This is a genomic window from Micromonospora sp. PRAS1 (assembly GCF_059553435.1).
In genome coordinates this window covers 14,292-29,233 of record NZ_JCANNB010000017.1, presented here as the reverse complement: position 1 = coordinate 29,233, position 14,942 = coordinate 14,292, and the positions used below count along the sequence as shown (strand labels likewise).

Genomic DNA, 14,942 nt, shown 5'->3' with positions numbered 1-14,942 from the left:
TAACGTGAAGCCCATTCGCTGCGCGGGGGCGGCGGGTGACTTCACCATCTGTGAGCGGCCTGAATCGCGCCTTCGGCGGCTCACGCTTCTGCGCGTAGGCGAATGGAGGGGTTCGATTGCGGGTCGAGGACGCGGTTGCCGGTCTGGTCGAGCGGTTGTTGGAGTTGGATCCGGGGTCGGTGGACCGTGGGGTCCCGTTGTTGGATCTGGGCGCTGATTCGTTGGTGTTGGTGGAGTTGTCGCGGGAGGTGAAGTCGCGATTCGGGGTCGATCTTTCGGTTCAGCAGTTGCTGGAGACCGTCGTGACGGTCCGTGCGGTCGCGCGGTGGATCTCCGAGTTCGGGGCTTCCGGTGACGCTGCGGTGCGGCCCGCCCGGGTGGACGCCGCCGCGCTGTCCGCGCCCGCCACGCCGAGTGGCGGCGATGTCGAGGACGCGGTTGCCGGTCTGGTTGAGCGGTTGTTGGAGTTGGATCCGGGGTCGGTGGACCGTGGGGTCCCGTTGTTGGATCTGGGCGCTGATTCGTTGGTGTTGGTGGAGTTGTCGCGGGAGGTGAAGTCGCGATTCGGGGTCGACCTTTCGGTTCAGCAGTTGCTGGAGACCGTCGTGACGGTCCGTGCGGTCGCGCGGTGGATCTCCGAGTTCGGAGCTTCCGGTGACGTTGCCGTGCAGCCCGCCCGGGTGGACGCTGCGGCGCTGTCCGCGCCCGCCACGCCGAGCCCCGCCCGTGCCGTCGAGCCGGCGCCGACCACGCCGGTGACGGTCGCGCCGGCGGTGCCGACCCCGGCAACGGCCACGCTCTCGGTGCCGACCCCGGCAACGACCGCGCCGGCGGTGACGGTCGCACCGGCGGTGGAGCCGGAGCACCAGCGGGACCGGGGGAAGGACTACGCGACGGCCACCGCAGCCTCGCGTGCCCTCAGCCGGCGGAGCCAGGGACATCTCTGCAACAACCGGAAGATCGCCCAGCGCGAGCACGAGGAGCGCGCGGCCTCCTATCCGATCTGGATCACCCGATCGAGCGGCGCGCACGTGTGGGACGTCGACGGCCGCAAGCTCGTCGACCTCACGATGGGGTACGGCGCACACCTCCTCGGCCACAATCCCGCTCCGGTCCGCGAAGCCGTCGAACAGCAGATCGAGCGGGGACTCCACATCGGTGCCGAGGTCACGCAGACCGTGGAGGTGGCACGGCTGCTCTGCGAGCTGACGCAGATGGACCGGGTGAACTTCTGTGTCACCGGGACCGAGGCGGTGTTCACCGCGATCCGTCTCGCCCGCGCCTACACCGGCCGCTCGCTCGTCGTCCTGCTGCAGGGCGCCTATCACGGTCACTCCGACTCGACGCTCTTCAGCCCGCGCCCCGGTAAGCGCCGGGAGCACCTGGCGACCCCGTCCTTCCCTGGCGTGTCCCCGGGTGCCGCGGACGACGTCCGGGTGCTGCCCGTGAGCGAGCAGCACCTGACCGATTTCATGGCCGCGCACGGTGACGAGGTCGCCGCCGTGGTGATGGAGCCCCGACTGAACCAGTCACCGGACATCGACCTCGGGGCCTTCGCGCGACTGGCGCGCAGCCTCACCGAGCAGGCCGGCGCCCTGCTCGTGTTCGACGAGGTGCTCACCGGGTTCCGGTTCCACCTTCGGGGCTTCCAAGAGATCTACGGTGTCCGCGCGGACCTCGCCACCTACGGCAAGACGCTCGCTGCGGGCCTGCCCCTGGCCGCCGTGGCGGGCCGTGCCGAGATCATGGACCTGATCGACGGGGGACCCTGGACCGACGAGGTACGTGCCGACCCGGACCGCGTCTCGTTCACCGGCGGCACCTACGCCAAGCATCCACTGTCGATGGCTGCGGCTCGGGCCGTCCTCCAGCACCTCGCCAAGGACGGAGAAGCCGTCCTCGCCGAACTCAACGCGGCCGGCGACGACCTGCGGGCGGAGATCGCCCGGATTCTGGAAACCTCCGGTGTCGGCGTCCGGGTACTGGGCACCGGCTCCTTCTTCCGGTTCGTCCCGGCCGGCTCGACGAGCTTCGCGTACGGCGGAAAGGCGTTCCACGAATTCCGGCGGATGATGATCGCCGAGGGCGTGCTCGTCCCGGAGACCGGAAACTGCTTCCTGTCGCCCGCCCACACCGCGGACGTCCGGCAGGCGGTTGTCGAGGCGGTCGTCGGCGCGACCCAGCGGCTCGTGCACGGCGACGACGCGGACGCCCAGCGGGGAGACCGGCGGTCCCCGGCGGTGAGTCTGGCCCTTTTCGGCTTCGCGGGCAACGGCGAGCACGACATCTACTCCCGCCTGCTCGACCTGGTCGAACTCGCCGAGGCCGAGGGCCTGGAGAACGTCTGGCTGCCCGAGCGGCACTTCGACGACTTCGCCGGGTTCTCGCCGAACCCGGCGGTGCTCGGCGCGATGGTCGCGATGCGCACCTCGCGGATCGGGATCCGGGCCGGCAGCAGCGTGCTGCCGCTGCACTCGGCGATCTCGGTGGCGGAGGACTGGGCGATGGTCGACGTCGCCTCCGGTGGGCGGGTCGCGCTCGGCGTGGCCTCCGGCTGGATGAAGCGCGACTTCGTGCTCTCCGACGCGCCGCATGCCGAACGCCGGGAACTCTTCCGCACGCGTATCGCCCAACTGGAACGGCTCTGGCGGGGCGAGGCCGTCGCGATCGACGGCAACTCCGGCGAGCAGGCGGAAGTACGGCTGCACCCGCGCCCGCTGAGCGAGCTTCGACTCTGGCAGGCCTGCGTGGGATCGCCCGATTCGTTCTACGAGGCGGGCCGCGCCGGACGCGGTGTGCTCACCAACCTGATCCAGCAGGACCTGGCTCAGCTCACCGCCAATCTTGACCGCTACCGGCAGGGACGACGCGACGGCGGCCTCCCGTCGGACGGCGGAGACGTCACCGTTCTGCTGCACGCCGCGGTCTCCACCGACGCGGCGGCGGAGGAGCGGAACATGGAAGCGCTGGAGCGCTACATGTTCGCCACCTTCCGCAGCACGCACGACAACCCCGAACTCATCTCCCTCCAGACCTGGAAACCGCGGATGAAGGCCGCCGCGAACCGGCTGCGCGGTGGGCTGTCCCTCGTCGGCCCCGAGGAGGCGTGGTCGGATCTGACCGGCGCGCTGGCCCGGCTCGGCGTCACGGAGATCGCGTGTCTGGTCGACTTCCTGCCGCCCGGGCAGGCGTGGACCGACACGGTGCAGGCGCTCGGCCGGCTCAGCGACCGGCTGGCGAACACCCCCGCCGAAGCGCCGTCATCGGCGGACCCGCAGGCGGCCACGGCACCGGCACCGGCCACGGCAGCTGCGGCGGCGGTGGCAGCCACGAGCTTTCCCGTCTCGATCAGCCGGGCCGCCCGCGAGATCTGGGCCGCCTGCCAGATCAGCGCCGAGACGCGCGAAGCGTACGTCATCGACCGCACCTTTCTCATCGCCCCGGAAACCGATCTCGGCCGGCTGGAGCGCGCCTATCTCGACACGATTGCGGCGCAGCCTGCTTACCGCCTTCGCATCAATCCGGACGGCGCTGACGGGTGGGTGGAGCCGTTCGGCGCAGCGCATCGACAGAGCTGGCAGCTGATCGACGGCGTCGCGGAGTCGGTAGCGGCATTCGCGGCGGCCGTCAAGGTACGGTCGTCCGCCGAGCCGCTGGACCCGGTGGCCCGCTGTGCCGTACGGATGACCTGCCAGCGAGCGGAGCACGGCGTCTTCGTCAACCTGCGCGTCTCGCACATCGTCCTGGACGGGATGCGCTTCGCCGAACTGCTCGACGCCGTCGCCGCGCGCTACGAGGGCGAACCGGTCCAGGTGCAGTCGATTCCGCCGGTGGCGCAGTTCGATCAGGACGCCAGGGAACGGGACCGCACGTACTGGAACCGGTGGCTGGACACCCTGCCGGACGAGGTCTTCGACGCCGGTTTCGACGCGCGGACCCTGGATCGGCGCGGATACCGGGTGTCGGGCCGGCTCGCCTCGGGCCTACGCGCGGGCCTCGCGGCGTACGCCCGGACCGAACGCTCGACGCCCTTCGCCGAAGCCCTCCGCGCGGCCGCGGAGATCATCGACGACACGCTCGGCCGGCACCACCTGTACGCGTTCCCCGCGCAGCCGTCCGTGGTGGAGTACGGCAGCGGTGCCGTGCTGGTGCCGTTCTGGCTGGGGCCGATGGTCGGCGAGGGGCCGCACCCCTCGGTGAAGGGCGCCATCATGTCGGGGGTCGAACACGCCTCGCTCACCTTCCGGCAGGTGTTTAACAACGTGACCCGGCGGGTGCAGACGCCAACGGTGTCGGTGTCGTGGGACAACCTCGAATCGTTCGCGCTCCGCGGTCACCAGGTCGACGAGGTGTCGATGCCCACCGACGTGGTCCGGTTCCCGCTCGCGGTGACCTTCACCCAGCGGCCGGGCGGCGACGTCGAGTTGTCCATCGACGCGGCGCAGGCGTTCCTCCCGCAGGACCAGGGCGAACTGTTGCTCGTGCGGTTGCTCCGTGGCCTCGCGGAGCGGTTCGTCCCGGAGGCGGTCGAGGCCGGCGACGGGCCGGCCCGCGCGAACGACGGCGTGGAGCGCGCTGAGCGCGTCCCGGCGCAGGCGCTCGCCCGGCTCGTCCGCGGCCTCTGCGCGGCACCTGGCGACCGCGGTGCCGAGCAGGTGCGACTCGATGGCCGGGCCTGTCCGCTCGACCTGGTGGTGGCAAAGGCACGCTCCTCCGCGCGGATCCTTGCGGCGGAGGAGCCGGAGTCGCTCGGCGCCGAGTCGGTGGTGGTCGACGTCGAGAGCGCCTTCGACGCCACCGTCGCGTTGCTGGTCGCCGGGATGGTGGGCGTCGCGGGCCGGGTTCGCCAGGCGGATGCCGCCGGTGCGCTCGTCATCGCCGGATCGGGCCGGTCCGGCCGAGCATCCGACGGCTCCGGCACGGTCTTCGCATTGAGCCGCTGGGCGGCCGTGGGCCCGCAGGAGAAGCTCGCCCTCACCCCGTCGTCGGCTGAGGAACTCGACGCGGCGCTGTCGCATGTGCTCCGCGCGCTCCGCGCCGACCAGCGGGTCGAGGTCATGGCGGCGCTTCGCGCCCTGGTCGACGAGTACGTGGGTGAGGTGGACCCGGAGCACGACGGTGACGGTCGCCGGCCGACGGACGCGGACATCCACAGCTATGTCCCCGAACTGGTGCGGGGGATCTGGAAGCGGGTGCTGGACGGGTCCGCCCAGTTCGAGGACGACGACGACTTCTTCGATCTCGGCGGCGATTCGATCGACGCGATCCGCATCATGGCGATCCTCAATCAGGAGTTGCGTACCGAACTCGAGGTGGCGTTGATCTTCGACAATCCGACGGTGGGGCAGCTGAGCGACGCGGTGCGGGCGCGCATCTGAGACACGTCAGGTTGCTTCGATCGAGGGGTGGAGAGATGGTTCAGGAAGTCAAGACAACGGTCGGTACGCTCCGCGAGTTCGCTGCCTGGGTGGAGCCGGACGCGCGGCTGGCCGCCCAGTACGGCTTCGCGGACGGGCTGATCCCCGACAGCGCGCCGGCGATCGTGGACGCCAACCTCGCCGTGTCCACCGCGACCGGACGGGGGCCGATCGTCAACGACACCCGTGCGGACTGGGCGCTGTTCTGCCAGGAGCGGCTCGGGCTGGAATCCTCGCTCTGGCCGTCGTTCCGGCGTCACCCGCTCAACGAAGGCTTCCTGTGGCGGTCGATCGGCAGCGGGAAGCGGGTGCTCAGTGACGCCGAGGCCGAGGCGTACGACCGCGACGGATATGTGGTGGTCGAGGACGTGCTGAGCAAGGCCTTCCTCGCCGATGTGGTCGCCGACCTGGATCGCTTCGAAGCGGAGCGGGTGCAGGTCGCGAAGAACGCCGGCGGCAGGAACAACATCACCCAGGCCGGCAAGGTGTCGTTCAACGTGCAGCTCGCGCGGCATTCGACGCCGCTGCGCGAGCTGATCGCGCTGCCGCTGCTGCAACACATGATGTACGACCTGATCGGGCCGAACGTGCGGCTTTACTGGGACCAGTCGGTCTACAAGAGCCCGAATTCCTGTCTGGCCTTCCCGTGGCACCAGGACACCGGCTACACGTTCGTCGACAAGCCCGGGCAGATCGTCACCGCCTGGATCGCGCTCACCGACGCGGACGAGGAGTCGGGATGCATGTGGGTGCTTCCCGGCGGGCACCGGGTGGGACCGCTGGTGCACGAGAAGGGCGAGTTCGGCAACCGGGTCTTCGCCGAGGACCCGGCCGGCATGATTCCGCTGCCGATGCGGGCCGGCTCCATCGTGGTCTTCGCGGGTCTGCTCCCGCACATGACCGGAGGTAACTTCCGGAACTGGACCCGCAAGGCGCTCGTCGTCGAGTACGCCCCGGACGGCATGAACCGGATCGCGATCGACCCGTGGGGCGACAAGGTCGTCAGCCCGGCGAACAATCCGCAGACGCAGTTCGAGATCCTGCGCGACGGACGTCCGGTGGTTAGTCGATAAAGATGCAGAACCAGCACCGCGTCATATCCGAGCTCTCGGGCCAGCCACTCGCCACGGTGCGCACCGAGGGCACGCCGCAGAGCCTGTCGGGCGTGCTCGACAGGGCCGCGGCCGGCACGACCACCGTTGCCACGATCGACTCCGACGGCACGCAGCGGGAGGAGACCTGGCGATCCTTCCGGGCCCGGATCCACCGGATCGCCGACGAACTCCGTCGTACGGGTCTCGACCGCGGTTCGGTCGCGGTCGTGGCCGCGACCGAACCGTCGGAGTTGCTCGCGCTCTTCTGGAGCAGCGTCGTCGCCGGTATCGAACCGTTGCTGGTGCCGGCCGAACTCCTCGACGACCGCGCGGCGAACGGCGACTGGTTGGCGGCCCTCGCCGAGAACGCCCCGGTACGCGCACTCGTCCATGCCCGGGGTGCCCGATTCCGGGTCATCACCGCGGCGCCGGGGTGGGGTGTCGACCCGGTCCCGCTCGACCTGGACCCGGCGGGCCAGCGCGAAGGTGCCGGTCCCGAAGCGTCCGACGACGGCCCGCGATCGCGGATCCACCTGATGACGTCGGGCAGCACGGGCACGCCCAAAGTGGTGACGCAGCGGCACCGGGGGATCGTCGACATGGCGCTCGGCGCCGTGGCCGTCAACGAACTCGACGCCACCACCGTCGGCTTCAACTGGATGCCGCTCTCGCACGTCGGCGGCATCCTGATGGCCCACGTTCGCGACGCCGTGATCGCGGCCAAGCACCTTTCCGTTGCCACCGAGCGCATCCTCACCGATCCCCGCGAGTGGTTCCGGCTCGTCACCGAGCACCGGGTCAGCGCGGTCTGGTCGCCCAACTTCGCCTACCGGATGCTGGCCAACGTGGCGCAGGACATCCCCGCCGACGGCCGGGTCGACCTGACGAGCATCCGGTTCTGTCTCAACGGCGGCGAGGCCGTCTCCGCCAAGGACTGCGCGCGCTTCGAGGAGACGTTGGGCCGGCTGGGCCTGCCCAAGGGCACCATCGCGCCGGCCTGGGGGATGGCGGAGACCTGCTCCGGAGTGCTGTACTCGCCGCACTACGACCCGCTCGCCGACGTGTCGCCGACCGTCTCCGTCGGCTTTCCGCTCCCCGGTGTGCAGGTCCGGATCGTGGCGGCGGCCGACGTCGCGGAGGACGGGCTCGGAGTCGGGCACCTGGAGGTTCGTGGCTCGCCGGTGCTGGAGCGCTATCTGGTGGGCGGGGACCTCGCCAGGAGCGCCGACGGGTGGTTCCGCACCGGAGACCTCGCCCGCATCGACGACAACGGCGTGCACTTCGTCGGCAGAGACGGCACCAGGATCGTCGCGAACGGCGTGACCTGGAACTCCGCCGACCTGGAGGCCGAAGTCGAGCAACTCGACGGCGTCGTCGCGGGCACCTGCGTGGTCGCCTCCTACCGTGCCGGCAGTGTCGAACGCGATCAGATCGCCCTGTTCTGCGCGGTCGACGGGGACGCGTCGACGGTGCGTGCCGCGGTCAAACGCCGCATCGAGACGATCATCGGTGTACCGGTCGCACAGGTGATCGACATCCCGCCCGCCGCCATCGAACGGACCAGCATCGGCAAGGTCCGCAAGGCCAAACTGGTGCAGCGGTTCGTCAACCCCGACCCGCCTCCACTGTGGCAGTTGCAGTGGGTCGCCCGGCCGGAACCGGCCGAAGTCGAAGCCTGGACCGGGGGCGGGGCCGAAGCCGAAGCCGGGGGCTGGGCCTGGGCCGGGGCCGAAGCCGGGGGCGGGGCCTGGGCCGGGGCCGAAGCTTGGGCCGGAGATCCGGGTAAGCCGACCGTGCTGCGCGGGCGCGGGTTGCACCATTCCGCGGTGGCCAGCTATCCGCCGTCGTACCTGCACGAGATGCTGGAGCACTGGCGCCAGGCGGCTGAGCCGGACCGGTTGCGGGGGCAGGACGTCGTGATCGTCGTCGAGGCCCACGAGGCGGACGCCCGGCGGTTGCCCCGGTCACATCCGGTGGCGGCGTTCCTCCGCGCGATCGCGCGCGGCGCGGGCGCGCGCTCCGTGCAGACCGTCTGGACCCACCCCGTCGTGGACGAGCAGGCACTCGAAGCCGTCCTGGCGCAGGAGTCGACGCGGGCGGCGCAGACCCGCTCGGCCGTCGCGGACCTCTTCGTCGGTCCGCGCGGTGACCGCTGGCACCGCGTCCTGGATCCGATCACGATCGACACCGACGTCCCACGCGCGGCCCACGTCGTGCTGCTCGGCGGCACGGGGCGACTCGGCGAGGCGCTCGGCGCCGAACTGGCCGCCCGTGGCGTCCGCGTCACGCTTGTCGGACACCGCGCCCGGACGGGCAGCACCCCGGCGGACGGGAACACCCGGGTCTTCGTCGACCTCGGCTCGGCCACGGCCGTGAGCGAGCTGCTGGCGGGTATCGGATGGGCACCCTCGGAGCAGACCCTGGTCGTCCACCTGGCGGGGCAGCCGAGGCCCGCGCCCCAGGAGGCGCTCGACCGGCTCCTGGGTCCGAAGACCGACGGGGTACGCACCGCGGTGGAACTCGCGCACGCCCTGGACGCCCAGCTCGCGGTCGTCTCCTCGGTCAACGCGCACATCGCCGGCACGGGTGTCGAAACCTATTCGGCGGCCTGCGCCGCCGCCGAAGTGATCGCGGGACAGGCCGCCCTGCTCCCGGTCACCGTCGTGTCGGTGCCCTCGGTGCGCGAGGCCCGGCAGGCCGACGAGGCGGAGGTGGCCGTCGCGCAGGCCCTGGGGCTGGAAGAGGTAAGCGTCATGGACATCGCGTCGTGCCTGCTGGCCCAGCCGGCCCGTTCCGTACTGCTCGGGCTGCGTGAGGACACCACGATCCTCCCGCGCCGCGACGCCGCCGCCCAGTTGTCGCCGCCCGCGGTCGCTGCCCCGCCCACCGGGAACGCCGCCGAGACCGGGTGGTCACCGACCACCAGCGAGCTCGCGCTCGTACTGCGTCCGTTCCTGGGCGCGGAAGCCGTACGACCCGACGTGAGCTGGTTCGACATGGGGCTGACCTCGGTCGACCTGCCGAACTTCGCCCGCGCTGCCGCCGAGCACACCGGCCAGCGGATCGGCGTGCTGGAGCTGATGCGCTTCGCGAACCTCGCGGCACTCGCGGACCACGTCGACGACCGCCGGAAGGGAAGTGCCGGGTGAGCGGCCGAATCGCGATCGTCGGGTACGACGTCCGGCTACCGGCCGGGTGCGAGCGTGCCGAGATCGACTCGTTTCTGAGGTCGGCGACGAGCGCCGTGGCGGACGTCTCCCGTGCCGAGCTGCTCGCCGCCGGAGTTCCGGAGGAGGACTTCAGCCGCGACGGCTACGTCACGCGCTCGGCCCGGGCCGCGTGGACCCCCGACACCGCACGTCACCTGACCGGACTCACCCCGCACGAGATCGCGATCACGGATCCGCAGCACCTGCTCTTCCTCGACTGCTGCATCGGGGCACTGCACGACGCCGGTATGAGCCCGGGAAGCGTCCGGGGCCGCGAGATCGGCGTGGTCGGTGGCATCGGCATGGGCCTGTACGCCGGCCAGTCGCTCGACTCGTACTTCACCACCCGGTTGCAGCGCGACCGGGCGCTGCGGGACCAGGCCGCCTTCCCGGAGATCCTCGTCGGCAACAGCAGTGACCACTGCGTCGGCCGGGTCTCCTACCGGCTGGGGCTGATCGGTCCGAGCGTGAACGTACAGACCGCGTGTTCCACCGCGCTGGCGGCGGTGGAGCACGCGGTGCTCCTGCTGCGCAGCGGGCGGACCGACACCGTCCTCGCCGGTGCCGCCGCGCTGTACTTTCCCGACCGTCGCGGTTACCAGTGGGAGCGCGGCGGAATCCTCTCGCCGACTGGGGTGTGCCGGGCGTTCGACGCCCGCGCCGACGGCACCGTCGGCGGAAGCGGCGGGGGAGTGTTCGTGCTCCGGCGCTACGACGACGCCGTCACCGACGGCAACACGATCCACGGCGTCATCGAGGGGATCTACTCCGCCAGCGACGGCGCGCAGCGGGCCAGCTACGCGGCACCGGCCTTCGACGGGCAGGTACGGGTCATCCGGCGGGCCATGGACGACGCGGGCGTCGGGCCGGACGACATCGCCTACGTCGAGGGGCACGGTACCGGAACGACGGTGGGTGACCTCGTGGAACTGGGCGCGCTGCACGAGGTGTTCGGCACGCGTCGGGCACCTCTTCCGGTGGGTTCGGTGAAGCCGGCGCTGGGTCACCTGGACACGGCTGCGGGCATCGCGTCCCTGGTGAACGTGCTTCTCGGCGTCAGGCGCGGCTGGATGCCGCCGACGGTGCACTTCACGGAACTCAATGCCGACGCCCGGGAATGGATCGCCCAGCCGTCCGCGCAGCCCGTCGCGTTCGAGTCGGACAGCCCTAGGGTCGGCATCAGTGGATTTGGAGCGAGCGGCACGAGCGTGCACCTGGTGATCTCCGGCGAACGCGCGCCGCAGGGCGAGACCGGCGACGGGCGCGACAGCACCGGCCGGGCGCACTCCGCGCTCACCCTCGGCGGTGCCGCGCGGCCCGCCCCGACCCCGGCACCCGCGGCAGCCGACTCCGGTGCCGGCCGAGCTGCCCACCCGGGCGACGGCACGGCAGCATCCGGGCCCGGACGCCAGGAGATCGCCAGCGGACTGATCGAGGTGGTCCGGCAGCGCGGAGACTTCGCCGATCTCAGCGACGACCAGCTGATGACGGTCGGGCTGCTCGACTTCGGGATCGACTCGGTCGACCTGGTCGCCGTCGCCGGCGTCATCGACAAGCGGTGGGGAGTGAGCCTGGACCCGCTGGACCTGCTGATGGCGGACTCCCTCGACTCGATCGTCGACGAGGTCGTGAGCGGACTCGCCAGGTGAGTTCCGCACGCGCATTCGGTGCCACGATCGGCCGGCGGCTGCGGTGGAGTCTCTTCGCCCTGGGCTGGAGACTGCTCCCCGGGTTCACGCTCGGCATCATCCTGCTCCTGCTGGCTGCGGCGACGGTCCCGGCCGCGTCGATCGTGGCGATCGGTCTCGTCCTGGGCGGCGCGGCCAGCGGCTCGTCGGCGGTCGTGCTGGCCGGCGCGATGTTCGTGATCCTCTTCTTCGTCGACCAGCTCTGCAACGTGGCGATCGACGTCCTCGCCGACCGGTACGGGGGCCGGATACAGGAGAAGTCGGAGCGGGCCCTGATCCGGGCGCGGCTGTCCGACCCCGGCGCCACATCGCCAGCCCTGCGGGAGGCGCTGGACGCCGTCGGCGCCGCACCGCCGCTGCGGCGACTTGTCGTGTCGACTGTGCGGTACGTGCTGTTGCGCGCGCAGGCGGTGATACCCGGCCTCGTGCTCGTGTTCGTCGAGCCGCTCGCCGGCGTACCGGTCTTCGTCGCGTTCCTGGTGCTCTCGGCGACCATGGAGAAGGACTACGCGGCCGAGCAGTCGGCGGCGTACTCGGCGGACCGGGAAAGCGCCCGCGCGGTGTACCTCGCCGGCCTGGCGTTTCATCGCCGCACGGCTCGCGAGGTGATTCTCTTCCACGCGGCCGACTGGGTGATCGGCAAGTTCCGCATGGCCGCGCACGCCGCCCGACCGGCCACCCGGCTCGGGCCGCCGTTGCTGGTGGCGTTGGCCTTCGCGGTGACCGCGATGGCATTCGCCCTGTTCGTGTTGTTGCGGGCCGGTCTGGCACCGGGCCAGCTGGTGATGGCGGTGGCCTCGCTGGTGGCGCTGATGCTCGTCTTCGGCGTCACCATGGATGTGGTCTACTCCGCGATGGGGGCCGAGGTGTTCGACCGGGTTCGCCGCGCGACATCGCCCCCGGCACGTCCGGTCGTCACCGACACCGGTGCGCCCCGCGCGGCACCGGGCAGCCGGATCCGTTTCGAACGGGTCACCTTCCGCTATCCCGGCGCCGCCGAGCCGGTCTTCTCCGAGCTGAGCTTCGAGGTGGAGCTCGGGCGGAGCCTGGCGATCGTCGGCGCGAACGGAGCCGGCAAGTCCACCCTGCTGAAACTGCTCGTCGGGCTGCTCACTCCGAACGCCGGCCGGATTCTCTGCGACGGCGTCGAGGTCTCCACCGAGGCGCTCCGCGTCGCCTGGCGCGACTCGTTCGCCTTCCTCGGCCAGCAGTACGTCCGCTACCCGGCCAGCGCGCACGACAACGTGACGCTGGGCCGCGCGGGCAGCGCCGGGGTACGCGAACCGCGGGTACGCGCCCTACTCGATGACCTCGACCCGGAGTTGTTCAGCCCGGACGCGCCACGCCTCACTGCCGCGATGGGCGAGGGAAGTGGCCTCTCCGGCGGGCAGTGGCAACGCCTCGCGACGGCACGCGCGCTCACCGGGATGGTGGACGACGACCGGCGGGTGCTGGTGCTGGACGAGCCGACGGCCGCACTCGACGCAGCGGCCGAGGCACGGTTCTTCGCCGAACTCGGCGAACTCGCCGGCCCGGGTCGGACGACGGTGATGGTGTCGCACCGCTTCGCGGGCGTCCGTCGAGCGGCCGAGATCCTGGTCCTCCACGACGGTGTGATCAGCGAACGCGGCACGCACGAGACGCTCATGGACGACGACGGCACGTACGCCAGGATGTTCCACGCCCAGGCCGACCGCTACCGGACGCCTAGCGAGGGGAGCGTGGCCAGGTGACCTTCTGGGCCGCGTTGCGCGAGCTGCTACGCCTCTCCTTCCGGGCGGATCGGCGTGCCGCACGGGTCACCATCCTGGCCTTCACGGTGCGGCCCATCGCCACCGTCGCCGCGTCCCTGGCGATCGCGATCATGGTGGCGCAATGGATCGCCGGGGAATCCCGGTGGAGCGGGCTCTTCCTCGGCCTGGCCTGTCTGGCCCTGGTCGCGCAGGTGCTGCTCGGCCGCTACTCGCTCGCCGTATCGGCGGTGCTGATCGACCAGACGAACCGGCTCATCGACGAGGACGTGCAGCGCGCGCTCTACGACGCCAGGTCCATCGAGCACTTCTCGGAGCGTCCGTTCGTCGACGACCTGCACATCGTCCGCTCCGAGCAGGCCCGGCTCACCGAGGGCGCCGACGTGGTCGGTCTCATCCTCGGCACCACCGTCCGACTGGCCATCACAGTGGTCATCACGGTGCTGGCCACGCCGTGGCTCCTGCTCATGCCGCTCGCCGCCGTGGGCGCGTACCTCTGTGTCCGTCGGCGTGACGCGGCGGTCGGGGCAGCCCACCAGGCCGCCGCGGCGAACGCCCGCGTCAGCGCCGAACTCGCCAACCTCGGCACCGACGAGAAACACACCGACGAACTGCTCCTCTCCCGGGGCAGGCAATTCCTCCTGGACGAGCACCGCGCCGCCGCCACGGCAGCGGAGACGACGCGGACGGCGGGCCTGTGGCGAGGCGCCCGATGGACGATGCTCGGCGTCGTGCTGACGAGCGCGGCGCTCGCGGTCGGCGTGGCGGGTCTGGTGCGCGCCCTCGCCGACGGCACCGCCGGCCTGGCCACGACCCTGGCCGCGCTGCTGCTGCTCTCGACGACCACGTCGCTTGTCGGCGCGCTGGCCCGCTATCTCGCCTCGTGCGCGGATTCGATCCGCGTGGTCCGCGCCCTCGATCGGGTACGCACGCGGCTGCGCCGCGACCCGACCGGGCACCGGCCGGCCGGCGAGATCTCCGCCATCGAGCTGCAGGACGTCTCCTATCGCCACCCAGGTGCCCGGACGGCGGCGATCGAGGAGATCTCCCTGCGGCTCGTCGAGGGCCGCATCTACGCCCTCGTCGGCGCGAACGGGAGCGGCAAGACGACCCTGGTGAACGTGTTGAGCGGCCTGATCGCGCCCTCGTCCGGCCGGATTCGCCTCAGCAGCGTGGGTACGGCCGACCGGGACCCGACGCACGGGCAGTCACCCGGCACCACGTACATCACCCAGGACTTCGCCGAGTTGGAGTTCGAACTGCGCGACGCGGTCCGGCTCGGCGACGACCGGTTCACCGACACCGACGTCGAAAACGCGGTGCACGACGTGGGGCTCGGACAACTCGTCCGGGACGGCGGTCCCGAGCTGCCGCTGGGTAGCAGCATGACGAACGGACGTCGCCTCTCCGGCGGCCAATGGCAGCGGGTGGCGCTCGCCCGAGGCTTCCTCCGCGCGGACGCCGCGCTGCTGCTCTTCGACGAGCCGACCGCGGCCATCGACCCGATCGCCGAGGAACTGCTGCTCGACCGGCTGATGGCCCGGGCCCGTGCCGTCGCGCGACAGCGGGCCGGGATCGTCGTCATCGTCACCCACCGGATGTCGCTGGCACCCGCCGCCGACGAGGTGATCCTCCTGCAGCAGGGGCGGGTGGCCGCGGTGGGCCCGCACGAACAGCTGCTCGACGTGCCGCTGTACGCGAAGCTGTACAACGCACAGCGCGACGGCTACCTGAGCGTCGACCAGTCAAGCTCCGCGCCGTCGAGGTGAGAGCGGCGATGCCG

General features: G+C 71.3%; 6 protein-coding genes. All 6 read left to right on the top strand.

Features of this window, described 5'->3' with window-relative positions:
- Positions 1–116 precede the first annotated feature (116 nt).
- Genes AC507J_RS17825 through AC507J_RS17800 form a run of 6 tightly spaced genes read left to right on the top strand, consistent with a single transcriptional unit; the run spans position 117 to position 14,928 of the window.
- Positions 117–5,378, top strand: coding sequence for a MupA/Atu3671 family FMN-dependent luciferase-like monooxygenase (locus AC507J_RS17825; RefSeq protein ID WP_496290283.1), 5,262 nt, complete (start codon positions 117–119; stop codon positions 5,376–5,378).
- A gap of 35 nt (positions 5,379–5,413) precedes the next feature.
- Complete coding sequence (locus AC507J_RS17820) at positions 5,414–6,490, top strand: phytanoyl-CoA dioxygenase family protein (RefSeq protein ID WP_496290282.1); 1,077 nt, start codon at positions 5,414–5,416, stop codon at positions 6,488–6,490.
- A gap of 2 nt (positions 6,491–6,492) precedes the next feature.
- A complete protein-coding gene (locus AC507J_RS17815; protein ID WP_496290281.1) occupies positions 6,493–9,660 on the top strand; it encodes an AMP-binding protein in 3,168 nt (1,055 codons plus the stop codon).
- The gene (locus AC507J_RS17810; protein WP_496290280.1) at positions 9,657–11,369 is read left to right on the top strand and encodes a beta-ketoacyl synthase N-terminal-like domain-containing protein; all 1,713 of its coding nucleotides are present in this window, start codon (positions 9,657–9,659) and stop codon (positions 11,367–11,369) included. The genes AC507J_RS17815 and AC507J_RS17810 overlap by 4 nt, the downstream gene beginning before the upstream one ends.
- Complete coding sequence (locus tag AC507J_RS17805) at positions 11,366–13,141, top strand: ATP-binding cassette domain-containing protein (protein WP_496290279.1); 1,776 nt, start codon at positions 11,366–11,368, stop codon at positions 13,139–13,141. The genes AC507J_RS17810 and AC507J_RS17805 overlap by 4 nt, the downstream gene beginning before the upstream one ends.
- Complete coding sequence (locus AC507J_RS17800) at positions 13,138–14,928, top strand: ATP-binding cassette domain-containing protein (RefSeq protein ID WP_496290278.1); 1,791 nt, start codon at positions 13,138–13,140, stop codon at positions 14,926–14,928. The genes AC507J_RS17805 and AC507J_RS17800 overlap by 4 nt, the downstream gene beginning before the upstream one ends.
- Positions 14,929–14,942 lie beyond the last annotated feature (14 nt).